This is a genomic window from Cryobacterium sp. 10I5 (assembly GCF_035019865.1).
Classification (GTDB): Bacteria; Actinomycetota; Actinomycetes; order Actinomycetales; family Microbacteriaceae; genus Cryobacterium; species Cryobacterium breve_A.
The window spans coordinates 74,549-97,326 of sequence record NZ_JASJVI010000004.1; the positions used below are offsets into that span (position 1 = coordinate 74,549).

The 22,778-nt window shown below is 65.4% G+C and carries 34 protein-coding genes, 1 tRNA gene and 1 pseudogene; 6 read left to right on the forward strand and 30 right to left on the reverse strand.

Annotated elements, in window-relative coordinates:
• Window positions 1–51 precede the first annotated feature (51 nt).
• The 29 genes from QN350_RS02660 to QN350_RS02800 form a co-directional block, all read right to left on the reverse strand.
• Window positions 52–255, reverse strand: a complete 204-nt coding sequence (locus QN350_RS02660) for a hypothetical protein (protein ID WP_322138908.1) — start codon at window positions 253–255, stop codon at window positions 52–54.
• On the reverse strand, window positions 252–2,882 hold the full coding sequence (locus tag QN350_RS02665; protein ID WP_322138909.1) for a DNA methyltransferase: 2,631 nt from the start codon (window positions 2,880–2,882) through the stop codon (window positions 252–254). The genes QN350_RS02660 and QN350_RS02665 overlap by 4 nt, the downstream gene beginning before the upstream one ends.
• 69 nt (window positions 2,883–2,951) lie before the next feature.
• On the reverse strand, window positions 2,952–3,212 hold the full coding sequence (locus QN350_RS02670) for a hypothetical protein (protein ID WP_322138910.1): 261 nt from the start codon (window positions 3,210–3,212) through the stop codon (window positions 2,952–2,954).
• Between the two features lie 3 nt (window positions 3,213–3,215).
• The gene (locus QN350_RS02675) at window positions 3,216–3,722 is read right to left on the reverse strand and encodes a single-stranded DNA-binding protein (protein ID WP_322138911.1); all 507 of its coding nucleotides are present in this window, start codon (window positions 3,720–3,722) and stop codon (window positions 3,216–3,218) included.
• Window positions 3,722–3,958 (reverse strand): hypothetical protein, encoded by a 237-nt coding sequence (locus QN350_RS02680; RefSeq protein ID WP_322138912.1) that lies wholly within the window; start codon window positions 3,956–3,958, stop codon window positions 3,722–3,724. The genes QN350_RS02675 and QN350_RS02680 overlap by 1 nt, the downstream gene beginning before the upstream one ends.
• The gene (locus QN350_RS02685; protein WP_322138913.1) at window positions 3,955–4,275 is read right to left on the reverse strand and encodes a hypothetical protein; all 321 of its coding nucleotides are present in this window, start codon (window positions 4,273–4,275) and stop codon (window positions 3,955–3,957) included. The genes QN350_RS02680 and QN350_RS02685 overlap by 4 nt, the downstream gene beginning before the upstream one ends.
• The gene (locus QN350_RS02690; RefSeq protein WP_322138914.1) at window positions 4,272–4,679 is read right to left on the reverse strand and encodes a hypothetical protein; all 408 of its coding nucleotides are present in this window, start codon (window positions 4,677–4,679) and stop codon (window positions 4,272–4,274) included. The genes QN350_RS02685 and QN350_RS02690 overlap by 4 nt, the downstream gene beginning before the upstream one ends.
• Window positions 4,676–5,533 (reverse strand): hypothetical protein, encoded by an 858-nt coding sequence (locus QN350_RS02695; RefSeq protein WP_322138915.1) that lies wholly within the window; start codon window positions 5,531–5,533, stop codon window positions 4,676–4,678. The genes QN350_RS02690 and QN350_RS02695 overlap by 4 nt, the downstream gene beginning before the upstream one ends.
• On the reverse strand, window positions 5,533–5,676 hold the full coding sequence (locus QN350_RS02700) for a hypothetical protein (protein ID WP_322138916.1): 144 nt from the start codon (window positions 5,674–5,676) through the stop codon (window positions 5,533–5,535). The genes QN350_RS02695 and QN350_RS02700 overlap by 1 nt, the downstream gene beginning before the upstream one ends.
• The gene (locus QN350_RS02705; protein WP_322138917.1) at window positions 5,673–6,077 is read right to left on the reverse strand and encodes an HNH endonuclease; all 405 of its coding nucleotides are present in this window, start codon (window positions 6,075–6,077) and stop codon (window positions 5,673–5,675) included. Before QN350_RS02705 ends, QN350_RS02700 begins: the two co-directional genes overlap by 4 nt.
• Complete coding sequence (locus QN350_RS02710) at window positions 6,074–6,661, reverse strand: hypothetical protein (protein ID WP_322138918.1); 588 nt, start codon at window positions 6,659–6,661, stop codon at window positions 6,074–6,076. The genes QN350_RS02705 and QN350_RS02710 overlap by 4 nt, the downstream gene beginning before the upstream one ends.
• Window positions 6,662–6,733: 72 nt before the next feature.
• Window positions 6,734–7,615, reverse strand: a complete 882-nt coding sequence (locus QN350_RS02715; protein WP_322138919.1) for a DUF2303 family protein — start codon at window positions 7,613–7,615, stop codon at window positions 6,734–6,736.
• Window positions 7,616–7,984, reverse strand: a complete 369-nt coding sequence (locus QN350_RS02720; RefSeq protein ID WP_322138920.1) for a hypothetical protein — start codon at window positions 7,982–7,984, stop codon at window positions 7,616–7,618.
• An 86-nt stretch (window positions 7,985–8,070) separates the two neighbouring features.
• Window positions 8,071–8,490: a hypothetical protein gene (locus QN350_RS02725; RefSeq protein WP_322138921.1), complete on the reverse strand. Its 420-nt coding sequence runs from the start codon at window positions 8,488–8,490 to the stop codon at window positions 8,071–8,073.
• Window positions 8,483–9,388 carry a recombinase RecT gene (locus QN350_RS02730; protein WP_323515695.1) on the reverse strand — a complete coding sequence of 302 codons (906 nt, stop codon included), beginning with the start codon at window positions 9,386–9,388 and terminating at the stop codon, window positions 8,483–8,485. Before QN350_RS02730 ends, QN350_RS02725 begins: the two co-directional genes overlap by 8 nt.
• Before the next feature lie 118 nt (window positions 9,389–9,506).
• Window positions 9,507–10,130 carry a hypothetical protein gene (locus QN350_RS02735; RefSeq protein WP_322138923.1) on the reverse strand — a complete coding sequence of 208 codons (624 nt, stop codon included), beginning with the start codon at window positions 10,128–10,130 and terminating at the stop codon, window positions 9,507–9,509.
• 112 nt (window positions 10,131–10,242) lie between these two features.
• Window positions 10,243–10,554, reverse strand: a complete 312-nt coding sequence (locus QN350_RS02740) for a hypothetical protein (protein WP_322138924.1) — start codon at window positions 10,552–10,554, stop codon at window positions 10,243–10,245.
• Window positions 10,551–11,831: a hypothetical protein gene (locus QN350_RS02745; RefSeq protein ID WP_322138925.1), complete on the reverse strand. Its 1,281-nt coding sequence runs from the start codon at window positions 11,829–11,831 to the stop codon at window positions 10,551–10,553. The genes QN350_RS02740 and QN350_RS02745 overlap by 4 nt, the downstream gene beginning before the upstream one ends.
• Entirely contained in the window at window positions 11,828–12,019 is a 192-nt protein-coding gene (locus QN350_RS02750) for a hypothetical protein (protein WP_322138926.1), read from the reverse strand. Before QN350_RS02750 ends, QN350_RS02745 begins: the two co-directional genes overlap by 4 nt.
• On the reverse strand, window positions 12,016–12,246 hold the full coding sequence (locus QN350_RS02755; RefSeq protein WP_322138927.1) for a hypothetical protein: 231 nt from the start codon (window positions 12,244–12,246) through the stop codon (window positions 12,016–12,018). The genes QN350_RS02750 and QN350_RS02755 overlap by 4 nt, the downstream gene beginning before the upstream one ends.
• A gap of 91 nt (window positions 12,247–12,337) precedes the next feature.
• A complete protein-coding gene (locus QN350_RS02760; RefSeq protein ID WP_322138928.1) occupies window positions 12,338–12,610 on the reverse strand; it encodes a hypothetical protein in 273 nt (90 codons plus the stop codon).
• Window positions 12,607–12,738: a hypothetical protein gene (locus QN350_RS02765; RefSeq protein WP_323507814.1), complete on the reverse strand. Its 132-nt coding sequence runs from the start codon at window positions 12,736–12,738 to the stop codon at window positions 12,607–12,609. Before QN350_RS02765 ends, QN350_RS02760 begins: the two co-directional genes overlap by 4 nt.
• Window positions 12,735–13,562, reverse strand: a complete 828-nt coding sequence (locus QN350_RS02770) for a phage antirepressor KilAC domain-containing protein (protein WP_322138929.1) — start codon at window positions 13,560–13,562, stop codon at window positions 12,735–12,737. The genes QN350_RS02765 and QN350_RS02770 overlap by 4 nt, the downstream gene beginning before the upstream one ends.
• 208 nt (window positions 13,563–13,770) lie before the next feature.
• Complete coding sequence (locus QN350_RS02775; protein ID WP_322138930.1) at window positions 13,771–14,106, reverse strand: hypothetical protein; 336 nt, start codon at window positions 14,104–14,106, stop codon at window positions 13,771–13,773.
• Complete coding sequence (locus tag QN350_RS02780; RefSeq protein ID WP_322138931.1) at window positions 14,103–14,294, reverse strand: hypothetical protein; 192 nt, start codon at window positions 14,292–14,294, stop codon at window positions 14,103–14,105. The genes QN350_RS02775 and QN350_RS02780 overlap by 4 nt, the downstream gene beginning before the upstream one ends.
• Window positions 14,295–14,332: 38 nt before the next feature.
• On the reverse strand, window positions 14,333–14,929 hold the full coding sequence (locus QN350_RS02785) for a hypothetical protein (RefSeq protein WP_322138932.1): 597 nt from the start codon (window positions 14,927–14,929) through the stop codon (window positions 14,333–14,335).
• A gap of 25 nt (window positions 14,930–14,954) precedes the next feature.
• Window positions 14,955–15,022: transfer RNA gene (locus QN350_RS02790), tRNA-OTHER, on the reverse strand.
• Window positions 15,023–15,526: 504 nt separating this feature from the next.
• Window positions 15,527–15,718 carry a hypothetical protein gene (locus QN350_RS02795; protein WP_322138933.1) on the reverse strand — a complete coding sequence of 64 codons (192 nt, stop codon included), beginning with the start codon at window positions 15,716–15,718 and terminating at the stop codon, window positions 15,527–15,529.
• Window positions 15,718–15,957, reverse strand: a complete 240-nt coding sequence (locus tag QN350_RS02800) for a helix-turn-helix transcriptional regulator (RefSeq protein WP_322138934.1) — start codon at window positions 15,955–15,957, stop codon at window positions 15,718–15,720. The genes QN350_RS02795 and QN350_RS02800 overlap by 1 nt, the downstream gene beginning before the upstream one ends.
• A gap of 164 nt (window positions 15,958–16,121) precedes the next feature.
• Here QN350_RS02800 and QN350_RS02805 point away from each other — a divergent pair, with 164 nt between their 5' ends.
• The 5 genes and pseudogenes from QN350_RS02805 to QN350_RS19935 all read left to right on the forward strand — a co-directional run.
• Window positions 16,122–16,595 (forward strand): hypothetical protein, encoded by a 474-nt coding sequence (locus tag QN350_RS02805; RefSeq protein WP_322138935.1) that lies wholly within the window; start codon window positions 16,122–16,124, stop codon window positions 16,593–16,595.
• Complete coding sequence (locus QN350_RS02810) at window positions 16,570–16,947, forward strand: ImmA/IrrE family metallo-endopeptidase (RefSeq protein WP_322138936.1); 378 nt, start codon at window positions 16,570–16,572, stop codon at window positions 16,945–16,947. The genes QN350_RS02805 and QN350_RS02810 overlap by 26 nt, the downstream gene beginning before the upstream one ends.
• Window positions 16,944–18,368: a recombinase family protein gene (locus QN350_RS02815; RefSeq protein ID WP_322138937.1), complete on the forward strand. Its 1,425-nt coding sequence runs from the start codon at window positions 16,944–16,946 to the stop codon at window positions 18,366–18,368. The genes QN350_RS02810 and QN350_RS02815 overlap by 4 nt, the downstream gene beginning before the upstream one ends.
• A 123-nt stretch (window positions 18,369–18,491) precedes the next feature.
• Complete coding sequence (locus QN350_RS02820) at window positions 18,492–18,836, forward strand: TadE family type IV pilus minor pilin (RefSeq protein ID WP_322138938.1); 345 nt, start codon at window positions 18,492–18,494, stop codon at window positions 18,834–18,836.
• A gap of 71 nt (window positions 18,837–18,907) precedes the next feature.
• Window positions 18,908–19,240, forward strand: a pseudogene (locus QN350_RS19935) (Rv3654c family TadE-like protein); the annotation flags it as partial.
• Between the two features lie 69 nt (window positions 19,241–19,309).
• Here QN350_RS19935 and QN350_RS02825 read toward each other — a convergent pair.
• Window positions 19,310–19,552: a hypothetical protein gene (locus QN350_RS02825; protein WP_281533962.1), complete on the reverse strand. Its 243-nt coding sequence runs from the start codon at window positions 19,550–19,552 to the stop codon at window positions 19,310–19,312.
• A 141-nt stretch (window positions 19,553–19,693) separates the two neighbouring features.
• Between QN350_RS02825 and topA the strand changes: the two genes are divergently transcribed.
• Window positions 19,694–22,717: a type I DNA topoisomerase gene (gene topA / locus QN350_RS02830; protein WP_322138939.1), complete on the forward strand. Its 3,024-nt coding sequence runs from the start codon at window positions 19,694–19,696 to the stop codon at window positions 22,715–22,717.
• The last annotated feature ends 61 nt before the right edge of the window (window positions 22,718–22,778 follow it).

Sequence of the window (22,778 nt, forward strand, 5' to 3'; positions counted from 1 at the left end):
AGGCCCCAGTCGATGTGACAGGTGCCTTGTGTGTGAGAGTTCGGATCGGTTTCACTCGCGATCCTCGTCGGCGTATTCGTCGTACTCGACCTCGGCGATGACATACCGTTCGCGCCGGCCGATGCTCTTCGTCAGGGCGCGTTCCTTGTCCATGGCGTCTTTGGCTTCGTACTCCTCGAGCAGGTCGTCGCCGCTGCAAATACGCGGCTGCCCAGACGCCTGGTTGTATTCGATGACCACGTGTCCGAGGATCATGACGCTTCCTCCATCGCGAGGTCGATCATGTCGAACAGCGACGGCATCTCCTGCTTCCGCTCGCCCGCCTCGAGGTACTTGATCCCGTCGCGGAACGACTCAGGGTTCAGCTCGGCGGCACGGCCGCGGCGCCCGAGCTTGTTGGCGCGTACCGGGACCGTGCCGAGCCCACCGAACGGGTCGTAGACCAGCTCGCCGGGGTTCGTCTTCTCGATGATGAGCCGGTCCACGATGTCGAACTGCAGCGGGCAGATGTGCATCGTCAGGTTCCGGCGCGCCTGCTCGCTGTTGAGGGTGAGCATGCGGTTCACGTCATGCCAGACGTCCGGGTGCCAGGATGCCGGGGCGAGCGACATGAACGTCGACGGGAGTCGCTTCCGGCCGGCCAGTAGCTCCCCGACCTTGATGTGCGAGGCGTAGTCGTATACCTCGTGTTTCGTCTGCTCGGTGAACAGGCGGGAAATGTCCTCGGGCTTGAGCTGCGCCAGCTCCTCAGGGGTGAGGTGCCGGTCGCCCGACGAGCGCCAGAACGCGTGCGCGTCGATCTGCCAGCGGGCCAGCGAGTAGCCGTCCTCCGGGTTGTTCTCCTCGGTGACGGGTTTCGATGGGTCGTAGACGTCCTTCGTCACACGCTCGTCGCCCCAGCCTTTCGTCCGGTCCGTCTGCGGCTTGCGGAAGATCAGCACGTACTCGGGCATCCCCATGCCCATCGACGACGCGTCAGCGCGCATCTTCGTGTAGCCGAGGCGATAGGTCTGGTTGTTCTCGCGCACGACGTCGGTGACGATGGTGTGCATGCCCAGGTAGTCGAAGCCGTGCGACCGGAAGTGCGCGATCGTCTCGGCGTGGAACGCTTGCACGGTCGGGTTGCCGGTGCCCTCGACGTTACCGAAGAGGATGCGGTCCTTCACGTGAATGGCCGCCACCCGGCCGGGCTTCAGCACGCGGAGCAGGTTCGGCGTCAGGTAGTCCATCTGCTGCCAGAAGTGCCCGTTGTCGTCCGTGTGCCCGAAGTCGTTGTAGCTCGGCGAGTACTCGTACTGGGTGCCGAACGGGATGCTCGACAGGATCATGTCGACCGAGTCGGTCTCCATGTGATCGCGGGTTTCCAGAACGCAATCGTTGAGGGCAAACATCCATTTGGCCCCGGACGCTTCGACGCGCTCGACACCCATCGTCCGGGTGAGGGCTTCCGAGATCGCGCCGGCGTCGAGACCGTACTCGCGAATGATGTCCGACATCGATGAGGTCAGCTTCTTGTGCTGCTCCCACTTCGCCAGCAGGATCTCGATCACCGATTCTTCGGACTCCGCCAGGATCACATCGATCTGAACCTGCTCCGTCTGCAGGAACCGGTGGAGACGGTGCACGGACTGGATGAAGTCGTTGAACTTGAAATCGATGCCCGCGTAGATCGCCCGGTGGCAGTGCCGCTGGAAGTTCGACCCGGACCCGGACAGGGACGGCTTGGTCGCGAGGATCCGGGACTCACCTTCGGCGAACTTCACCGCGCGTTCCTCGCGCTCGTCCAAGTCGAGGGACCCGAAGATCTCCATGGCCTCGGGGATCGCCTTCTTGATCGCCCGGCGCTCATCCTCGAGGGTGTGCCAGAGCACGAAGTGATCTTCGGGGGAGGCATTCACGATCTCGGCGAGCTTCTCGATTCGGGCAGGCAGGCTGTTGCGCTTCTCCAGCGCGGCGCCGGACAGGCCGAGCGCACCGTTCGCGAAGAGGACAGCCTGACCGTCCGAGTCGGTGCGGACCTCGCCGCCGGTGACCTCGACCCGGTGGAACCGGACCTCGATCTCGGGGAGCTCATAGTCGTCATCCGAGTAGCCGAGGTCGGAGGGCTTCTGGATGAAGCACGCCCAGGTGTTCAGCCACAGCCAGAACTCGCGCTCCTTGTGCGGGTGCAGCGTGAGGTTGCCCGCCTGCGACGAGTCCCGCTGGAAGAACCGGGTGAGGATCTGGCCGGAGTCCATGATGCCGAGGTACGCGGCGTAGTGGGACAGCTCCTTGAACCGGTTTGGGCTCGGCGTCGCGGTGGCGACGAACCGGAATGCGATGTCCTTGAACTGGTGCAGGAACGTCTGGAACGTCTTCGAGCCGTAGTCGCGGAGCACGGATGCTTCGTCGAGGCTCGTGGCCGTGAACAGATTCGGGTCGATCTTCCCGTCCCGCACGCTCTCGTAGTTCGTGACGAACATGCCCTCGCCGGGGAGGCCGAATGCCGCGGTCTTGATGAAGGAGATCTCCACGCTCAGCTTCGCGCCGTCCGCGATGAAGTCATGCCGCATCCCGAGCGGGGCGACGATCAGAGCCCGGCCGCCGCGGTGCTTCGTGATCAGCCGCAGCGTCTCGATCTGGACGAACGTCTTGCCCAGGCCGAACGCGGCGAAGAACGCACGACGGCCGCCGGCGACTCCCCACTGCACCAGGTCGCGCTGGTGGGGTTTCAGCATCGGGTTCACTTCGGACTGGTCGATGTGGAAGCCGAAGGACTTGTCGAAGTTGACCTTCTCGCGGAGGAACGCTTCGTAGGTGAGGGTGGGTGTGGGTTCGAGCGGGTGGGCCGCGAGCCAGCGGTCGACCTCGTCTCTCGTGAGCGTGCGGTCAGCGATCGTCATCGTGTCGTCCTTCGTCTGTGTGGAGTTGTCAAGGTGGGGGCGGCTCATGCCGCCCCCGGTGGGTCGTGCTCAGTGCCTGCGGTTCGCGACGATCCACTCGGCGCAGGCACTGAGCGTCAGTGCGACCTCGGCGGCGACCAGGCGGGACTCGGCCTGCTCGACCGCGTGGTCAGGGCTGTCACTGTCGAGGCTGCCCAGATAGTCATCGAGGATTTGCTTTGCGCCTCGCTCGTAGAGCGAATTCGCGTCGACGTGCTGGGGGTTGTCCGCCCAGGCGAGGAAGTCAGGCAGCCACTCCGTGACGGCGTTCAGCGCTTCTTCCGGGTCCATGGCCTAGAAGGGTGTCTCATCGCTGAAATTCCCCGGGGTGTTCCAGACATCGCCACCACCGGCCGGGGTAGCTGCCGCGGATGCCGGCGGCGTGGCCGCCCACGGTTCGTCGTTGCCCGCGGGCGCCGAGCCACGCGTGTTGCTCGCCGCCGCCCGGGCGACCGCGGCCGTGGCGTACTTGAGCGACGGGCCGATGTCGTCGATCTCCAGTTCGAACGACGTGCGCTTCTCGCCTTCCTTGGTCTGGTACGAACGTTGGCGCAGGCGGCCGGTCGCGACCACACGCGTGCCCTTCGTCAGAGATCCAGCGACGTGCTCAGCGAACTCACGCCAGACGCTCGCCCGGAGGAACAGCGCGTCGCCGTCCTTCCACTCGTTCGAGGCCCGGTCGAAGTTCCTCGGGGTGCTCGCGATCGTGAAGTTCGCGACGGCGAGGCCGCCCTGGGTGTAACGAAGTTCTGCGTCGGCGGTCAGGTTGCCGACGACGGTGATGACCGTCTCGCCCGCCATTAGAGGATTCCCATGCTGATCGCGTTCTCGACCGACTGGGCGACCAGCTTCGCCACGTGCTCACTGATGTCGTTGCCACCCTCGTCGACAGCGCCGAGGACACGAATGTCGACGTCGGCCTCGCCCTGGTCGGCGTACTCACCGATGGAGACGACCCAGTGATCGGGCGTCGCTGCGGTGATTCCCATCGCGATCTCGCGTTCTTCGGAGGGAACGCGCTTGATGATGGTGCTCATGTCGTTGTGCTCGCTTTCTGTTTGGGTTTCCAGCCGCGGGGATCGTTGGCCGGGAGTTTCATTTCGTTGCGGAGTCGGGACGCGTACGGTCGGGGGATGCCGAGGTTCTCGGCGATCAGCCGGTCGTTGCGGCCCGTGGCGTGCAGCTTTCGCACCTCGTCGGACAGTCGCTGGCGGATCATGGCCGGCGTCGGCTGGAGCGCGTGAGCGACCAGCTGTTCGATGAGGGTGCTCACGGCGATGCCGCGTTTCCGTGCGATCTTCGACAGGGCCTGATGCTGTTCGTCCGTGAGCTCGACGCCGAGGCGGGTGCTCACGACGGCGCCTTCCCTGTCGTCGGGTCGAGGCCTTTCCGGATCCGCTCGGCGATGGTCGCCGCCTTCGTCTCCTCCTCAAACTTGACCCGGTCGAGGTTGATGGCCGGAGCCGTGATGGCCCGGCGCTGGATGGACTCTTCGATGCGCGCCGCGCGCGCCTGACGAGAGCGGAGGATGCGGACGTTCGCGATGATGTGCCCCGGCTCGAGGTACACACCCGGGCTGACTTGCCGATGGCGGACCAGCGCCGCGAGACACTCATCGAGCGACGGGTCCTCCATCCCGTCGACGCCCGTCAGGATTTGCAGCCAGTCCTCATGCAAGACGCCGGACTTCGGCACCTCGCGGTTGTCCTGGTCCTTTACCCGTCCGAGGAGGAACCCGATATCGAGGTAGGTCATCATGCGTTCAGCGCCTTTCGCTCGTGCTCTGCTTGCATTCGTTTTCCTGTCTCGATGACGTCGAGGATCTGCTGATCCTTCGGGACCTTGCCGCCCTGATTGAGCCGCTCGGTCCGCTGCCGTTCCGCATGGAGGCGGATCTTGTCGTAGCTCTTCCGGAAGGTCGGCATCGATAGGACGTTGGCCTTCCAGAAGTCGTCCGCCTGGCACCAGCGCATGAGCCGTTCGGCGGCCATAGGGTCGCGGCCGTCGGCGACGAGCATCAGTCGGGCGGCGGTGAGCCAGCCCTTGCCGATGACCGGCGGCTTCGACCCGTTGGCGATGACGAGATCGCGGAGGAGGATGCACAACCCTTCGACGTCGGGGCGAAGCTCCGACGAAGAGCTTTTAGTACTTAACAGGGTTGGCTTGGAAGGGATTGGAAGGGCTTGGCTTGGGTGTTGGGACACCCGTGGGACTGACGCGGGTGTCCCATTGTCTGTCCCTTGGGACATTTGCGGGACAGGAAAAAGCCCCTGACCAGCTTTATTCTCTCGCCACGTCTTCTTTCGTACCCGCTCCTTCTCGCGTCCGGCCTCAATTTCATCCCTCGTGCGCTGCCACCCCGACCAGTCATGGAAGACGAACCCCTCAGGGGTGATCTCCCACAGGCCAGAGGCCACCAGGTGCGACGCTGAACCCGGATTCGCACCCCATTCGTCGAGCATGAACGAGCCGATATGGCCGTCCGTCATGTGCTTGGAGCACCAACTTCCGGCCGTCGTCCACAGCCCAACCGCGGCCATGCGCTCGTCCCGGGGGATACTCAGAACCTTCGGGCTGCTGGAGAATCCGTCATCTACGTTGAACCAGACCACTACGTCTCATCTCCTTCCTTTACGTTGAAGTCACCCCGCTCGATTGCGGTTGCCAGACCGTCGAGGACGGCGGCGGCGACGAGTGATGCCTGGGCGTTCGCACGGGCCTTGATGTGCGCGAGCAGCGCGGGGACGTCGATCATGAGTCGCCGTACATCAGCGCGAATGCCTCGGCCTCTGTGATGACCGCGACCAATCCCGAGTTGTCGTACTGGACCCAGGAGAGATGCACGATGCCGAGCGCCACGGGCATCCAGCGCCGTGCCGGCCAGACGAGCGGGTCGGAGTAGCCCGGTGCCGCCCAGCCCTCGGCCAGCGCGTCCTTGGGGTGCTCGGTCGCCCACTTGTGGCAGCCGAGCCCCAGCACCTGCAGGTTCGACACGACGGTACGGCCGCCCTGTGAGCGGTTCACACGGTGGTCCCTGGCGGTCGGCCCGCAGTCGCGTCGGCACCGCTGGCAGGTGTCCTTGTCACGCAGCGTGGCGAGCTCGTAGGCGTCGGCCTCGTCTGCCTTCGATGGCAGGGGGACCTTCGGCTTGATCACACCGACCACCTGACGGCGCCCATCGCTTCGAGGTTCGCGATCGGCAGCGACTCTTCGACGGGTATCCCCAGATGGCGGGCACCCATCGCGGCGAAGACCACAGCGTCGGCCTCGTCGTTACCTGTTGGGTCGGCCTGCGGGTAGCGCTTGATCACTGCGGCGAGCACGATGTCCTTCTTCGCCGATCCCTTGCCGGTGGCGTAGAGGCAGCGCTGCGAGGTATTCACGACGACCGGCTCCTGCTCGATGAAGTCGGCGATGGACTTCACGACCAGCCACCAGTGAGCGTGGATCTTGTCGAGTGACGATGACTTGCCGTGGAAGATGAGTCCCTCGATTACGACTAGGTCGCTGCGGGTGAACTTCACCGCATCGTCGATCTGCTGTGCGATCCGTTCCGACCGGGCGAGGAAGCTGCGTAGCGTGCCGGCGTCGGGCTTCGACGTGACCGTGTGGGTTTCGATGACGCCGTTCGCGATGACGGCGAGGCCCGTCGACGTCATCGAGAGGTCAATGCCGATAACACGGCGGGGCGTGGGGGTGAGAAAGCTGGCGGGCATCATGCCCGTGTCAGTGCCGATCACGAGGTGCCCTCGGATCTTGGTGCGGTCATGCTGGTCATGATGCCTCCCGGCGGCGGGTGGTGCGGGTGTGAGTTACTGCGGCTTGCCGTAGAAGATCGGGGCGGTGATGCCCTCGAACAGGCGAGTCTCGGTGGGCGGCGGGCCGACCTTCTTCTCGGTCTTGCCGTCACGGATCTCCGACACGACGTCAGCGAACGCAGCGTCGAGGATGTCCTGCGGCCGCTCGAGCGCGAACCCGAGCCGAAGGTCCCCGCTGTTGACGCGGTACCGGAACTGCGCGGTCACGTGGTAGATCGGGCCGCCGATGTACGGGCGGATCGCGAGCTTGAGGATCTTCGGGATTTCGAGTGCACCCTTCGATCCCGCCTTTGCCGTGGTCGTCTCGGTGTATTCGAACTTCACCTCGCCGTTGTCCAGCCGCACAGCCGAGCCGAAGTCTGCATTCGACTTCGCCTCGAACGTGGTCGCGATCTCGATGAGTCGGGCGTGGTCAGGATCGACCACGTCGAGGGCGCGTGCCTCGATGAACTCGGCGAACTCGGCCTGGTTGAACCACGCTCGCGGGTTCGTACCGAGGTCGTGCTCGGCCCAGGCGAGCCACGCCGGCGTCTTCACGAGGCCGAGGGTCAGCTTGTGGCCTTCCCACCCTGCAGGCTTGTCGGCCCCGGTGTGGGAGTCGATGACGGCGACGACCGTGCTGCCGGGTGTGTCCGCGTAGACCTCGGTGGCGACGGTGGAGTGCCGCTTGAGGTAGCCGACGAAGGAGGCGGCATCCGTGACGACGCGGGCACCCTTCGCACGGCGCGGGTTGGCGCCGTAGGCGTCGGTGTCCTTGAAGGCCACGCTACCGTCGCCATTCGGAACCGCGTAGGCGGTGCCGGGTACCAGCTCGGTAGGTACGACGGTCTGGACCGCGAGTTCTGCGATCGCCTGGGCTTCGGTGATGTCGCTCATTTAGTTCACGTCCTTGATCTCGCCGGTCTCGGCGTTGAATGCGGGGGTGTCGCGGATGTCGTCCTCGAAGAGAGGCGTGGACCTCGGGTCGCGGCGGGACAGGTTATTGTCGTTGTCCGTGTAGGCGATGGAGCCCTCACGGTTGCGCTCGGGGAGCTTCGCGGTGATCTTGTCCGAGATGATCACTTCGGAGCCGCCCGGGTTGACGAGCTTGACGTCGACGCGGAGGTTGAACGATCCGGGCTTGCCGGTGTCCTTCACCGCGGCGATGAGAGAGCGGATGACTTCCGCCGCCTCGACGTCGGTCTTCGGCCGGATCGACGCGAGAGTCGCCGCGAAGCTGCCGGTCTCGTTCTGGGTTTCTGCCATTGGGTTCCTTACTGGGTTGGGTGTTGCAGGGCCCTGAGCCATCGGCTGCAGGGAGAATGTGGGGGCCTCACGGCGTGCGGTGCCGATCATCGGCCGACGCCGCCGGCCATGTACGCCGACGTGATCGCCTTGTTCAGGTTCAGAAAGCCGTAGAGCTTGGACGTGAGCGCCTTCTGCAGTTCCTCGGCCGCGTGCAAGATTTCCTTGGCATCGTCGAAGTCGTTCTTCTGCTGCATGGTGGCGAGGTCGGCTTCGGCCCGTTGCCGGGTGACGCTCGACTCGTTCGACCGCATGATCGCTTTCGCCCGCGCCTCGATGAAGTTGCGCTCCGCCTGGTAGCGGCGGCCCCATAACTCCTTGATGATCGGCACTGCGTTCTCCAGGCGGTCGCCGACCTCGCGGATGAGCTGCTCGAGTTCGAGCGGGCCGACGGGTTCGTAGTTGACGAGATCCGCTGTCGGGATGTTGGCGACCTCGCCCGTCTGCGGGTTCGTGAACTCAACCATTCGCGGAGGCCGTCTGTGCTGCCATCTGCCGTTCGTACTCGGCACCGGCCTCGCGCTCGTAGCGCTCCGTCTCCGACTCCTCGGGCTCGGTGGCAGGTGTCGGCGCCGCGGCCGGGGCAGGCTCGTCGTCGGGGATGACTTCGGCGTCGATCACGTCGCCCGTAGCGGGCGGAACGGGCGGAGCCGCCTCGGGTTCGCGGGGCTCGCGTGAGTCCTTGGTGAGGGTCGAGGCGTGCGTCATGACGATGGTGCGGAGGTCACCGGTCATCTCAGACTCGCGAACCTTCTCGCCGTCCTCAATGCCGCGGATCCGGAGGGTGAGCGCCTCCAGGTCGGCTTTGTCATCGACGGCGCGGATCAGCGCCGCCCAGTCCTCCGAGACGGCGGCCGGGGCCGTGCTCTCCGTCGAGGTTGTGCTCTCCAGCTCCTCGGCGATGTACAGGCCGGTGAAGCGACGCGGGAACGCCTTGCGGAACGCCTGCATCTCCGCGCACTTGAGCAGCTGGTTGGGGGAGTTGAACTGCCACTGCCCAGTCGGCGTGATCCCTCCCGCCTTGTTGCGAGGCACGTATCCGGCGTAGGTGACGACGCCGACGGCAGGCGATGCCCAGTCGGTGCGGATGATGCCGACGCGCGCAGCAGCCGGCGGGGTGTCCTTCACCCACACATCCACCCAGGTCACGCCGTCGTCCGACCACTGCGGCTCCGTCTGTCCGCCGTACTTGCCCGTCTCTTCGGCCTTGCCGCGGATGCCGTTGATGCCGACCTCGATCGACCACTTGCCGCCCCGCTCGATGCAGTAGATCTCCTTGGCGATGGGGTCAAGGCCGGAACGGCGGCACTCGGCGAGGAACATCTCGACGACGGGCCGGGTGCTTCGAATGCCTCCTTCGCCCACTGGCCGTTGACCTGTCGGTTCTTCGTGCCCTTGAGGCCGAGGCCTTCGAGGAGTGCTGCTTGCTGCGGTGTCCACTGGGTGATGTCTCCCGTCTCGGGGAGGAGGTCGAGTGCGGTGCTCATATTGCGTTTTCCTTTGCGAATTGGAGCGCGGAACGGATCCGCGCAAGGACGGGTGTGGCGATGTCGACCATCGGCTTGAGGAGATGCTCGACGTCGGCCGGGTAGATGCGGAGTCGCTTCGGCTCGAGGGCGTTGTTTCGGAGTTCGCCCTTGACGAGCTCGCCCCACACGAAGTCGGTGTACGCGATGTCGTCCCAGCCGACGCACATCATCTGCCAGGCGACCTGCCGGAACTCGCGGGCGGTCGGGCCGTAGACGATCTTGTTGTGCTTGATCTTCGCCTCGCCGAGGACGATGCCCTCCGACGTGACCTTGATCGCATCCGGAGTGGCCGCGAAGCCGGGTTCGCCTGGTGAGTGGATCAGGAGCAGGCTCTGCTCCAGCCCGACAGCGGCGAGAAGGCGCGGCTCCCATTCGTGCCCGGCCTGGGTGAACGCGTTGCCTTGGAAGCTCGACGTTTTCAGCTTGGCGGCCACGTACTTGTCCTCGGATGCCGGGTTTACGTAGCCGGCGGCGTCGGATGCTCCGATGACGCCGTTGGCTCGGGCGGCCAACCAGCGCTCGCGGATCGTGCCGTCGTCGAGGATCCTGTCCTGCCATGGGACCGCGAGGAGCGTCATGGCTTGACCAACCTTTCTTCGATGATTCGTTCCCAGTCGATGCCGACGGGAGCGTTGTCCTTGTCCCGTACGATGGGCGGCGGGACGGTGGGCGGGTGAGGCTTCGGGGCGGTCACGAGCGACCCAGACCCGTGCGTGCCTGCTCAAGGACCTCGCGTCGCTCAGTGGTGCGCATGTCGTTCCATGCCGCCTGAGCTTTGCCGTGCCACCCGTGCCACCCATCCGGCGGGATGGGTGGCAGTGAGAGGAACGCGATCAGGTTGGCGGCCCGCTGCTGCTCGGCGGCATACATGGTGGCGTGCACCTGTGCGAGCGCGAACACCTCCATGTCGTTGACGGGCACCCAACCGTTGATGCCGAGCGCGTCGATGTAGGCGGTGAGGACTTCGGCCGTCTTCTTGTGGTCGATGGCGCTGCCGCTCATTCGGACACCAGCTGGCCCTCGTCGAAGACGAACCCGATCTCGCTGGAGTTGTCCCGGCCGCGCTCAGTGACGACCGTCCACCCACGCTCCGTGCCGCGCGCTTCGATCTGCGCGAGGCTCTCGTCGTCGAGCGCGTTGCCGTTCTTGATGAAGATGACCTTGAGCGGCGGGTTCCCCGACGTAGCGATGTCAAACGCGATGAGCCACTGCTGCGCCTCGTTCAGCGACTCGAACCGGCGCCCGTTGACGGTCACACCGTCGTCGTCGACCGAGAGGCCGTCGACCGGGAACACCGCGGCGGCGAGCCCGTCAGCCTCTGTCTTCTCGATGGCCTTGATCTTCGAGGTGAGGTCGGCCTCCTTGGCGTCCAGCGCGGCGAGATCGGCGGCGACCTTCGCCCGGGCGGCCTGCGCGCGCACTTTCACATTCACTTGGTCGACGGTGGCGAGTCGTTCGAGGACAGCATCCGTGGACTTCACCTCGGCAGCAGCGCTCGCGACCGCCGCGGCGACCTCGGCTGCGACGGCCGCCTTGTGCTCGGCGCGCGCCCTGTCCAGTTCGGCCGCCAATTCGCGGCCCTTCATCTCGAGCGCAAGGCGCGTGTCCGTCGCCGCGGTGTGCGCGGCGCTCAGACCGGCGACGCGCTCGTTGTGCTCGCGGATCTCGTCGCGCTCGGCGTACAAGGCGGCGACGTCGACCTCGGCATCCGGAAGACTCGGGTCGAGCGGCGGGAACCCGGCGAGCTGGTTCTCCACCTTCTTCCGGTCGCGGGTGACGTCCGTGCGACCAGCGAAGAACCCTACCCGCTTGGCGGCGAGGGCGTCCGGGTCGAAGTCCAGCTCCACCTTGGAGAGCAGCACCTGCCGCTTCTTCTTCTCGTCGAAGGCGACGAACTCCCCCGGGTCGACGATGTTCCCGCCGGTCAGTTCGGCGAGGATGTCCATCGGCTTGCGGGTGTCCTTCGCCCCGTCGAGCGCGTACACCGAGAAAGTCGACTTGATCGTGCCGTCCTTCTGCACTTTCCAGACCCGGAGGAACCGGAGGTCGAGTTCTGTGTCGATGAACTCGGCCCGGGATTCCGTCTGGCCGTCGTGGATCGGTTCCGGGATCGCCTTCGACCCCTGGTACTTGAACAGTTCCGTCTGTGAGGTGAAGAAGCTCGTCTTGCCCACACCGTTGCCGCCGGCGAGGCAGATGATGCTCTTCCCTTCCGTCGTCGAGATGGAGGTTTCACCGACCAGCCCGCGGTAGTCGGTGGCTGAGAACGTCTGTGTCATGAGTGATCCGTTTCATTGGGGTTTTCGAGGTGGATGACGGCGGCGCCGCATCCGATGACGATGAATGTGAGGAGGAGGCCGAGCAGCGTGAGGCCGTCGGCGTGAGGCGGGCGGGTGAAGGCGACTGCCACAACGACGAGGGCGAGCACGGCAGCGACAACTGCGGCCGTCTTGAGCGCGCGGATCACAGGACGATCACTTGGACATCAGCGAGCAGGAATGATGTGCGCCACCAGTCGAAGAGCGGGTTGGGTCTGCCGTCGTCCTCTTTCTCCGCAGCGATTCGGATGCCGTACTCGTTCGCGTTGAGCACCCACCCGACCTGCTCCGCGCCGGTGTGGAGGCGGACGACCATCACGCGATCGCCGCGCTTCGGGGCTACGGGCGGTCGGGGTGTGCCAGCGATGATGCTCACGAGAACGCCCGCCACGCGACAGCGACGATCGCGCCGAGAATCAGGACCGCCCAGACGACCGCCAGCGCTCGTGCGACCTTCCAGATGCCGGTCACTGGGAGATCACCACCGCGAGGACGAGCAGCGCGGCCACGAGCACGACGAGCGCAGTTGCCACCCAGGGGAGCGTGCGGTGCTGCCTACGGGTCGGTGCGACTGGGGCAGTCGGGACGGGCGGCAGGGTGAGTGCACGCGCCACGGCGAGATCCAGCGATGAGCGCTCCTCGTGCACACCGATCCGGGAAATCTCTGGGTCGGACCAGGCGAGGTTCGGGCCGTCGATGTCGTCGGCATGCGGGTCAAAGTTTCGGGGTGAGATGCTCACGAGCACTGCTCCAATTCGTCGTCGGATTCGTCGCTGATTGTTTTCACCGCGGCCACAGCAGCAACCGCGGCGAGGAGGTTCTCCACCGGATGGGTGGAGCGGAGGATGAAGGTCGACCGGCGGCTCACGCGTTCACCGACAGGACGCCGCCGCTGAGCCGCCGGCGGATAGCTGGCAGCGCTTCGGAGCGGATGTACAAGGTCTGCTTGACCTGCCCGTTGTGGTGCCTGGGTGCGTTGTGCTGCGGCATGAGCCGGAACTGATTGCCGTGTGCCGCCACTGCGCGGTATTCGCGTTCATCCACGTCGCGATGCTGGGACGCAGACCAGCGGGTGCCGATCTTCACGATGTAGATCCAGCTGAAGTCGAGGAGAGATTTACGCAGGAGGCTCTCGCTCATCCCAAGCTCGGACGCAGCGACCCGGAAGAGGATCACGTCGTCGGCGTCGACGAACTCTTCGACGTAGGCGACCTTCGGGGCGTCGGCCTCGACCTTTGCCGTGAGCGCCTGGTTCGCTTCCTCCCGCTCCACGAGCGCCTTGAGCGCCGATAGGTAGTCGGTAGGGAGCGACGGCGCCGCGAGTTCCTGCCTGCGGGTCTGCACTGCGAAGTACGCCTGCAGCGCTGCGATCTCAGGCTTTGAGGCGTCCGCGTTCTGGAAGAGGATGTAGCAGCCGTAGCGGGTCAGTTCGACGTCTTCGACCTGGCGCTTGCCTCCCTTGCCGATCTCGATCAATTTCGTGACCCCGCGAAAATGATCAGCGGCGTCGAGCCCGGTCGTGTCGACCGACGTGATGGCCCGTGTGATCGCCTTCGAGAAGTTCTCCCACCGGTCATATCCGGCGAACTCCATCAAGTCCCGTGCGCTCCACACCTCGCCGTCGGTGAGGGTGATCACTTTCAGGTCGTCGAGTCTCTCCGCGTACGCGGTGGTAATCTCATTGCTCGTCATCGAATCTCTCTTTCGTGTCGTGGGCCCCGACTGAATCTCGGGGCCTTTTTCGTGCTGCAAGTGCTAGCTGGGCGGGCCTAAACAGGTCCGGCCACGTAGGTATGGGAGGCGACCCGCCCAGCTGAGTGCGACGCCGGAACTCACATCCGGACTGACCCTCGAAGGGCTCGCCGCTTGACTGGGTTATGAGGGCCAGTCCCCTGTGGTGCTAGTTGGTAGCTGGTGTGAATGCCGCGACCTTGGCAAGGTCGGCGAGCACCTGGTCCGGTGTGCTGTGCGGGTATTCCCTCTCGTGCCAGGCGCGAACGGCGGCGAGCAGTGCGTCGCGCTCGCCCGCCTCGAAGTCCTCGATACGGCCCACGTTTTCCCCGAGGTAGTTACACGAGCAACCGGAACCGCTGATCCAGAAGAACTTGCGGCGGCTGGGTGACCACCACGCCTCCAACTGGTCCCAGTCGTATCCACCGCCCTCGCCGACGCTGACGACATCCTCGAAGTCCTCGACGCCCGCTACCGGGTGGTAGATCAGCTCGTCGACCTTCATGCAATGCCCCGGGCGTCGAGCGCGGCCTGCAGCTTCTTCGCGCTGCGGTTGCGCCATCCGCCGGCCGACTTGATGTCGAGGATCGGGAGTGCATACCAGGCGCGCTCCTTGAACGGCGTGCCGACCTTCGCGGCCTTCTCGAACTTGATGCCTGCGCGCTTGCGGGCCTTGCGTGCTGCTGTGCTCATCTCGTGCTACTTCTTGTAGGTCGTTCGGTGGTTGGTGGTCAGTTGGTGGGGAGGGATACCTTGAGGTCGCGCACCCATTTGTTGCGGCTGGCTGTGCGCTCCTGCTCCTCAGTCCACGACTTGACGTGGTAGGCGACATTCCAAACTGCGCTGGCGATCCGCTCATCCCGGTAGACCTCAGCCGTGCGGGTGGACGGTGCTGCATCCGAACGGTCGGAGCAGTCGAACTTGATCGACCCCTCAAGCTGCTCGCGCATGAAATCCTTGAACCGTTCGTGCTCGCTGGTCGGCGGCTGCCACCCCTCGACCCGAGCGAGCATCGCCTCGTAGCGTGCTCGCAGCGCCTCGGTCTTCGCCGCCCCAGCCATCTCGGCGGCAGCGTTGTCGGCGCGGGCAGCAGCCTCTCGCCGCTCCCACTCGTCGAGCGGCAGCTGCGTGAGTTCCGCCAGGGTGTCGACTGCCTTGGCGTGCGCGATCTGGTGGTAGTCGCTTGGCTCGTACTCGTCTGCGATCGGCCCAGGCCCGTCGTCGCGCTGCATGATCGCCGCTCCCATACCGCGGGCCGCGGTGAGTGCGAACTCCTTGAACGTGATCGCCTTTCCCTCGTAGAGGTCGGCTGTATATCCAGTTGGCATCTGTGCTCCGTTGCTTGTAGGTGAGTGGACGGGACAGGAATCGAACCTGCGTCGTGGTGGGGGAACCTCGCTCTACCGCTGAGCTACCCGTCCAGGCGTCCGGTCAGGACTCGAAGCCGACCGGACTGACCCTGACTAGCTACTCGGCGCGCCTTTGCCGAAAACTGCAGCGTTACTGGTGCCGGCCACAACACCCGAAGGTGACGATGGGTTGCCGGCGCTTGGTCAGGGGTGAAACCGTGTGCCGTCGATCGCGCTGGAGCGGTCATCGACGGCCTTACCCACCGGCCTCAGGGGGTCGGCGGTCGTGCTTTCTAACCCCTGCCATATCGGCAGGGTTCGAACTGATACGCGGCCTTTCACGCCTGTACCTGCGCAGCGAATGTCTGCGCCTTCTCCGCACGGTTGTAAGGCGTGGGAGGTTTCCCCTAGATTTCGCGGGGTTCTGTGTGTAGTTCTCAAGGGTCAAGCGCGTCCGACTTCCAGCCGCCAGGCCTTCGCTTCGGAGCAATGCGGGTCGTTCGTGACGGCGTGCGGGCACGCCGGCGGATGCCCCCGAAATGCGAGGGCAAGAATGTGGGTACTAATGCGGCGCTGTTACGCGCTCACTGCGGGGACGAGATACGTCTTCCGCTTGGCGGCGATGCGTACGAGGAGTTCCTCGTAGGTCGGCCCGCCTGGTCGTACAGCGCGACGCGCTGCTTCTTCGATCGGATATGTGTAGAGGACCCGATAGCAGTCCGCCAAGATGACCGCGGCCGCCTTGATGCACTCCTCACGGGTTGCCATTACGCTGCCTTCGCGAGAACTTCTGATGTCACGACGTCGAATGCTTCGCCGAGACCGAGTCCGAAAGCGTCGCAGAACCCGGCCATAAATGATCCGGACGGCTGTCCACCTGCGTCGATGCGTCGCAGCGTGGATCGGTCCGTTTGAATGAGTCGAGCGAATGCTTCTTCGCTGCCGATTCCGCGAGTCTCGCGGAGGCGATCAATGATCCCCGGCTTGATTTTGATGGCGACCGACACGTCCACCTCCTTGTTGTGATTTCGATTCGGTATGTAGTGAATCTACACCAGAGGAGATGTCAATGGAGCGTTGACGCTACGGTGTGTTGCGAAAACGCACAAGGTCTCCCGGAGTTACGTGGGTAAAAGCTTCCACTGTGTTGCAAAAGTGCTACATTGAACGCATGACGCAGACACTCGTTGACTTCTTCAACAGGGCAACAGCCGGGGCCAGTAACCGTGCAATGGCCGAGCGCATTGGGATGACACACACCACGCTCATGGCTCAACTTGCCAGCGATAAAACTCCAGGCGTGACCGTCTCGATGCTGTGCCGCGCATACAACGTTTCGTTCGGCGAGGCCGCCGTCGCCGCCGGCTGGGTCACCGAGCAGGAAATGCTCAGCTACGGCAGCGGGCTTCGACTCGCCAGCTTCAGCGAGGTTGAGCTGACTAAAGAGATGCTGCGCAGGGTTGTCGCTGGCGCGGCCACGGCCGTAATCACGGAGCCTGTGGCCGAGAAGCTGATCGATGATGTCCTACGTGAGGTGGAAGATGCCAGGGAGCAGGGGCGACGCTCCGACTACGCCGTCGCAGCTGACGACGGAGAAGATGAAACACCAGGGGGAGACAGTGCAGACGACCGGGAGGGGCTATGACCCATACGAGCACGCGGATGCGCTCGGGATCGACGTGGTCTACAAGAAACTGCGGACTGCCAACGGCCTGTGGATACCGGCCCTGAAAACGATCTGCCTGCAGACTCGGATGAGAACAATCCATGAGCGCTCGGTGCTGACGCACGAGATTGGGCACGTACTCCTCGGGCACACGGATGCCACCCCGCGCCAAGAAGTCATGGCCGACCGATGGGCTGCTCGAAAGCTGATCAACATCCGCGAACTCCAGCGGGCAGCACTCATGACCGATGACCCCGGACTGTGGTGCCAGGAACTCAACGTTTCTGCCAAGATCCTCGGGCGATACATGAAGGACAGGCGAGCGGCATGATGCTTCACCCGGTACCTGATACGCCGCCGCGCGCGGTGCTCTACCTGCGCCAGTCTGTCTACCGAGACGACTCGATCAGCATTGAGATGCAGGAGTCGGCCGGGCGCCTCTACTGCGAACGGATGGGCTACACGGTCCTCTCGGTCGAGGCTGATCAGGGACTCTCAGGACGCAGGTGGGACAACCGGCCGGCCGTGAAGCGCGTCTTGGACATGATCGAAGCCTCCGAGGCGGACGTGATCATTCTCTGGAAGTGGTCCCGTCTCTCTCGAAGCCGACGAGACTGGGTCCTCGCCGCCGATCGCGTCGACGTGGCCGGCGGCCGCATCGAATCCGCCACCGAGCCCATCGACACTGCGACCGCATCTGGGCGCTTCGCCCGCGGCGTCATGACGGAATATGCCGCATTCCAGTCCGAGCAGATTGGCGAGCAGTGGGAGGAAGTGCGACAGCGCCGCCTGCGCCTCGGCCTTCCAACATCAGGGAGGCTCCCATGGGGTTGGCGCCGAACGGACTCGGGTATCGAACCTCACCCCGATCAGGCTGGCTACGTGATCGAGATGTACCGCCGATACCTCTCCGGTGACGGTTCGTCCGCGATCTCACGGTGGATGAACGCCCAGGCGATACCCTCACCCAACGGTGGGATTTGGAATCGTGTGCGGCCGTTTACGGTGATGGACTCGCCGATTCACGTGGGCATGGTGCCGTACCGCGGGGAGGTCTTTCCGGGGCAGCACGAGGGCATCATCGATCAAGCCACCTGGGACCAGTATCTGGCCATGCGAAAGGATCGCCGGACCGAAGGGATGAAGCCCCGAAAGTCCGTGTATCTCCTCTCTGGGCTCGTCCGCTGCGCGTGCGGCGCTCGAATGCAAGGCAAGGGCGCGATCACCGCGGGGACCTGGTACGGCGGCTATCTCTGCACATCCCTGATTCCAAATCACGGGCACAACTACGTGTCCGTGAAGAAGCTCGAACCGCTCGTGAAGGTCTGGCTGGAAACGTTGGCGAGCGAGCTCGATGAAGCCGTTGACCTGGCTCCGAAGGTGGAGAACGAGGCCAACCTTGAGCGTCTTCGCGCGGAGCAGAATGCGCAGCAGCGGCGCATTGACAAGCTCACATCCCTCTACATCGACGACAAAGTATCTGCGACTTCGTACGCGGCCACGCGCCTCGAGGTGGAAGCTCGGCAGAACGAACTCGCAACGGAGATAATCGAAGTGGAGACGCTGCTCGCTGGGGTGCCAGACGTCTCACGTGAGCTTGTCCGGGGCATGGCGCGGGACTGGGACGAGTTCGATGCCGAGGGCAGGAGTGGGATGCTCCGGGCTGTTCTAAAGTCCGTACGCATCGATATGGACGCCCACACTGCGCTGTTCGAATCACGTTGGGGGCATTTGTCACCTTTGCACTGGTAATGTTCATCCTGCGGGGAGACGAAGTGCGCGGCATCCTCACCGAGCTGGTGCGCCATGCCCTCACGGTGGGGTAGCCGGGGAGGTGCGGCCCGCGCCGCCTGCCGAGCCGGGTCCCGTGCTGCGATGTCCCGGATCGCAGGGAGCAGCGTCTCGGGGGAGCGCGGCAGCGTCACGGCCGAGTTCGCCGCCGTCATTCCGGCCGTGCTCCTCGTGCTGCTGCTCTGCCTCGGCGGGGTGCAGGTCGGCGGCCAGCAGGTCCGGCTGGCGGATGCCGCGGCCCAGGCCGCCCGGTCCCTCGCCCGGGGCGACGGGCTCGACCACGCAACCAGCCTGGCTCGTCAACTCGTCGGCGACGCGTCCGTCTCGGTGGACCAGCGGGGCTCTGCGGTGTGCGCCCGGCTGAGCGCGCCCGCCGCGCTCGGGATCACCGTGACGGCGGGCTCGTGCGCGCTCGGCGGCGCGACGTGACGCGCATCCGCCCGTCGGGCGCGAGCGTTCGCTGCGCCGGCACCGGTCAGTACGGGCGCTCGCCCCTCCGTGTGGGCAGCGGCGACGGCGACGGCGACGGCGAGCGCGGCTCCGGCTCGGTGCTTGCCGTGGGCGTGCTCGGGGCGGTTGTGCTGCTGACGGTGATGCTGCTCCCGGTCCTGGCTGTGTTTGTCGTCGGCCAGACCGTGCGGGCGGCGGCGGATGCCGGGGCGCTCGCCGCAGCGGACACGCTGTCGGGACTCGTGGCCGGGGTGCCCTGTCAGGCCGCGGCCGAAATTGTGACCCTCGACGGGGCATCCGTGGAGCTCTGCACAACGGCCGGCCCGATCGCGAGCGTCACGGTCACCCGGGAATTTCTCGGTTGGACTCTGAGGGCGCACGCCCGGGCCGGTCCACCGGGTTCGGCGGGAGGCCGGCCGTCGCCCGGGATTGCTCCGGGAGGAGGCGCCGGATCAGTCGAAAAGGGCCTCGAGGTAGCGGTAGTCGACGGCCGTCGGTCGCTCGGGAAATTCGGTGGAGTCGAACTCCAGACCCGCTCCCCGGGTATAGAGGTAGCGCTTGCCACCGGACTCCGCGGGAATCTCCAGACGAGGCCGGATATCGCCCGTGTCGAGGAATTCGGTGGTGATCGTTTTGCCTTCGAGGGGGCCGTCCGTAAGCTTCGCGGTGTACGTGCCCGTAGCTGCTGTACCCATGCTTCCATTGTCCTCACCAAGGCGGGGCTGGCAAGCCCCAAAGCCCTGTGTGACGTGTGGCCGATTAGGTGAGCACCATCTTTCTGTGTGTATGGTGTGCCTTGGCCCTTCAACGGGCCGATACCTATAAAGAGGAGTCTGGTGCCAGGCACTAAGAAGCTGGTCATTGTCGAATCGCCGACAAAAATGAAGTCGATCGCCGCGTATCTCGGCGACGGCTACGAGGTCCTGTCCTCGGTCGGCCACATTCGGGACCTGATCGAGCCAAAAAACCTGCCCCCTGAATTGAAGAAGGGGCCCCTCGGCAAGTTCTCCGTCGACGTCGACAACGGCTTCGAGCCGTACTACGTCGTCTCCGACGCCAAGAAGAAGACCGTCGCCGAACTCAAGCGGGCGATGAAGACGGCCGACGAACTCCTGCTCGCAACTGATGAGGACCGCGAAGGCGAGGCCATCGCCTGGCACCTGCTGCAGGTCCTCCAGCCCAAGGTTCCCGTCAAGCGCATGGTGTTCCACGAGATCACCAAGGAAGCGATCCTCAAGGCCAAGGACAACACCCGCGACCTCGACACGGCCCTCGTCGACGCGCAGGAGACGCGGCGCATCCTCGACCGCATCTACGGTTACGAGATTTCCCCTGTGCTCTGGCGCAAGGTCGGCCCTGGCCTGTCCGCCGGCCGTGTGCAGTCCGCCGCGACCCGCCTCGTCGTCGACCGCGAACGCGAACGCCTCGCCTTCGTCTCCGCCGGCTACTGGGACCTCTCGGCCCAGCTCGCTTCCGGTGCCGCAACGACGGATGCCGCCTTCCAGGCCAAGCTCGTGCGCCTCAACGGTGAGCGCATCGCCTCCGGCGGCGACTTCGACGACCTCGGCCGCCTCAAGCCCAAGGTCACGGCGACGACGCTCGACGAGGCATCCGCCCTCGCCCTCGCCGACGCGCTGAAGGATCCCCAGGTCGCGATCACCGTGACCAAGGTCGCGTCCAAGCCGTATCGCCGCAGCCCCGCCGCCCCGTTCACGACCTCGACTCTGCAGCAGGAAGCGGCCCGGAAGCTGCGCTTCACCGCCCGGCAGACCATGAGCGTGGCCCAGTCGCTCTACGAGAACGGCTACATCACCTACATGCGTACCGACTCGCCGTCGCTCTCGCAGCAGGCGATCAACGCCGCCCGCAACCAGGCGTCCTCGCTGTATGGCCCCGAGACGGTGCCTGCCCAGCCGCGCCTCTACAAGGGCAAGAGCAAGAACGCGCAGGAGGCCCACGAGGCGATCCGTCCCTCGGGCGACACGTTCCGCACGCCCTCCTCGCTCGCGAACACGATCCGCGGCAACGACTTCCGCCTCTACGACCTGATCTGGAAGCGCACCGTCGCCTCGCAGATGGCCGACGCGACCGGTTCGACCGCATCCGTCACCATCGCGGCCGGCCCGACCGGCGTCTCGCCGCACCCCGCGGCGTCCGGCGTTCTCGCCGAGTTCTCCGCGAGCGGCACGGTGATCACGTTCCGCGGCTTCATGCTCGCCTACGAGGAATCCCGCGACGAAGAGCGCAACGCGCCCACCGACGCGACCGAGTCCAAGCTGCCGCCGCTTGAAGAGGGTCAGTCGCTGTCCCTTCTCGAGGTCGAGGCCAAGGGCCACGAGACCACCCCGGCCGCCCGGTACACCGAGGCGAGCCTCGTCAAGAAGCTCGAAGAGCTCGGCATCGGCCGTCCGTCCACGTATGCCTCGATCATCTCCACGATCACCGACCGCGGCTACGTCACCCCGCGCGGCCAGTCGCTCGTGCCGAACTGGATCGCCTTCTCCGTGGTGCGCCTGCTCGAGGAGTACTTCACCGACCTCGTCGAGTACGACTTCACTGCCGAGATGGAAGACGACCTCGACCGCATCGCCGACGGCAAGGCCGACCGCGTCGACTGGCTCAACAGCTTCTACTTCGGCTCGGAGAAGCACCGCGGTCTCCGCCAGGTCGTCGACAACCTCGGCGAGATCGATGCCCGGTCGATCAACTCGATGCCGATCGGCGACGACATCACCCTCCGCATCGGCAAGTACGGCCCCTACCTCGAGGTCATCGACCCCGCTGCCGCAGCGGATGCCCCGCCGCGCCGGGTGAACATCCCGCCGGACCTCGCACCCGACGAACTGACGCCCGCGAAGGCACGCCAGCTCATCGATGCGCCCGTCGTCATCGACCGCGTCATCGGGGTCAACCCGGAGACCGGCAAGAACATCGTCGCCAAGGACGGCCGGTTCGGCCCGTACGTCACCGAGCTCGACCCGGCACCCGCCGAGCCCGTCGTCGCCGAACTCGTCGAAACCCAGACCGAGTCCGCCGGCGAGACCATCGACCCGCTCACCGGTGAAGTGACCCAGCTGGTCGACGCCGGAGCTCCCGCAGCGAAGCCCAAGCGCAAGCCGGCCGCGAAGAAGATCGCCCTCGCGGACAAGCCGCGCACCGCGTCGCTATTCAAGTCGATGGACCTCGCCACGATCGACCTCGAGACCGCGCTCCGGCTGCTCGACCTCCCGCGCATCGTCGGCCTCGACCCCGAAACGCAGACCGAGATCACCGCCCAGAACGGCAAGTTCGGCCCCTACCTGAAGAAGGGCGTCGACACCCGTTCGCTCACGAGCGAAGACCAGATCTTCGAGATCGACCTGCCCGGAGCGGTCGAGCTGTACAGCCAGCCCAAGTACGGCGCGCGTCGCGCCTCGAGCGCCCTGAAGGAATTCGAGACGCCCGACCCGGACAGCGGCAAGGCGATCAAGATCAAGGATGGCCGTTTCGGCGCGTACGTCACCGACGGCGTCACGAATGCGACGATCCCGAAGGCCGAGACGGTCGAGGAGATCGACTTCGACCGGGCCGTACAGCTCCTCGCCGACAAGCGCGCCAAGGGACCGGCGGTCAAGAAGGCGCCCGCCAAGAAGGCCCCGGCCAAGAAGCCGGTCGCCAAGAAGCCGGCCGTGAAAGCTGCGGTCGTCAAGAAGCCCGCCGTGAAGAAGGCCACCGCCGCCAAGACCACCGCCACGAAGACCACGGTCACCAAGACCGCGGTCCGCAAGCCGGCCGTCACCAAGACGGGGACATCCACCAAGACCGCGACGACCAGGACTGCAGCGACGAAGACGCCCGCGGGTTCGACCACCCAGTCGTGACCACGCCAGACGTGACCGGGGCAGCCTCCACCGGTCAGGCCCCGACCGGTCAGGCACCGAC

What these genes read in the sequence shown, in the direction of transcription:
- QN350_RS02785 (WP_322138932.1), bottom strand. Translation starts at nt 14,929, where the DNA reads ATGCCAACTGGATATACAGCCGACCTCTACGAGGGAAAGGCGATCACG.
- QN350_RS02820 (WP_322138938.1), top strand. Translation starts at nt 18,492, where the DNA reads ATGTCCCGGATCGCAGGGAGCAGCGTCTCGGGGGAGCGCGGCAGCGTC.
- QN350_RS02745 (WP_322138925.1), bottom strand. Translation starts at nt 11,831, where the DNA reads ATGACACAGACGTTCTCAGCCACCGACTACCGCGGGCTGGTCGGTGAA.
- QN350_RS02690 (WP_322138914.1), bottom strand. Translation starts at nt 4,679, where the DNA reads ATGATGACCTACCTCGATATCGGGTTCCTCCTCGGACGGGTAAAGGAC.
- QN350_RS02700 (WP_322138916.1), bottom strand. Translation starts at nt 5,676, where the DNA reads ATGATCGACGTCCCCGCGCTGCTCGCGCACATCAAGGCCCGTGCGAAC.
- QN350_RS02795 (WP_322138933.1), bottom strand. Translation starts at nt 15,718, where the DNA reads ATGGCAACCCGTGAGGAGTGCATCAAGGCGGCCGCGGTCATCTTGGCG.
- QN350_RS02715 (WP_322138919.1), bottom strand. Translation starts at nt 7,615, where the DNA reads ATGAGCGACATCACCGAAGCCCAGGCGATCGCAGAACTCGCGGTCCAG.
- QN350_RS02770 (WP_322138929.1), bottom strand. Translation starts at nt 13,562, where the DNA reads ATGACGAGCAATGAGATTACCACCGCGTACGCGGAGAGACTCGACGAC.
- QN350_RS02720 (WP_322138920.1), bottom strand. Translation starts at nt 7,984, where the DNA reads ATGGCAGAAACCCAGAACGAGACCGGCAGCTTCGCGGCGACTCTCGCG.
- QN350_RS02725 (WP_322138921.1), bottom strand. Translation starts at nt 8,490, where the DNA reads ATGGTTGAGTTCACGAACCCGCAGACGGGCGAGGTCGCCAACATCCCG.
- QN350_RS02740 (WP_322138924.1), bottom strand. Translation starts at nt 10,554, where the DNA reads ATGAGCGGCAGCGCCATCGACCACAAGAAGACGGCCGAAGTCCTCACC.
- QN350_RS02660 (WP_322138908.1), bottom strand. Translation starts at nt 255, where the DNA reads ATGATCCTCGGACACGTGGTCATCGAATACAACCAGGCGTCTGGGCAG.
- QN350_RS02780 (WP_322138931.1), bottom strand. Translation starts at nt 14,294, where the DNA reads ATGAGCACAGCAGCACGCAAGGCCCGCAAGCGCGCAGGCATCAAGTTC.
- QN350_RS02665 (WP_322138909.1), bottom strand. Translation starts at nt 2,882, where the DNA reads ATGACGATCGCTGACCGCACGCTCACGAGAGACGAGGTCGACCGCTGG.
- QN350_RS02680 (WP_322138912.1), bottom strand. Translation starts at nt 3,958, where the DNA reads ATGAGCACCATCATCAAGCGCGTTCCCTCCGAAGAACGCGAGATCGCG.
- QN350_RS02670 (WP_322138910.1), bottom strand. Translation starts at nt 3,212, where the DNA reads ATGGACCCGGAAGAAGCGCTGAACGCCGTCACGGAGTGGCTGCCTGAC.
- QN350_RS02825 (WP_281533962.1), bottom strand. Translation starts at nt 19,552, where the DNA reads ATGGGTACAGCAGCTACGGGCACGTACACCGCGAAGCTTACGGACGGC.
- QN350_RS02815 (WP_322138937.1), top strand. Translation starts at nt 16,944, where the DNA reads ATGATGCTTCACCCGGTACCTGATACGCCGCCGCGCGCGGTGCTCTAC.
- QN350_RS02675 (WP_322138911.1), bottom strand. Translation starts at nt 3,722, where the DNA reads ATGGCGGGCGAGACGGTCATCACCGTCGTCGGCAACCTGACCGCCGAC.
- QN350_RS02735 (WP_322138923.1), bottom strand. Translation starts at nt 10,130, where the DNA reads ATGACGCTCCTCGCGGTCCCATGGCAGGACAGGATCCTCGACGACGGC.
- QN350_RS02775 (WP_322138930.1), bottom strand. Translation starts at nt 14,106, where the DNA reads ATGAAGGTCGACGAGCTGATCTACCACCCGGTAGCGGGCGTCGAGGAC.
- QN350_RS02805 (WP_322138935.1), top strand. Translation starts at nt 16,122, where the DNA reads ATGACGCAGACACTCGTTGACTTCTTCAACAGGGCAACAGCCGGGGCC.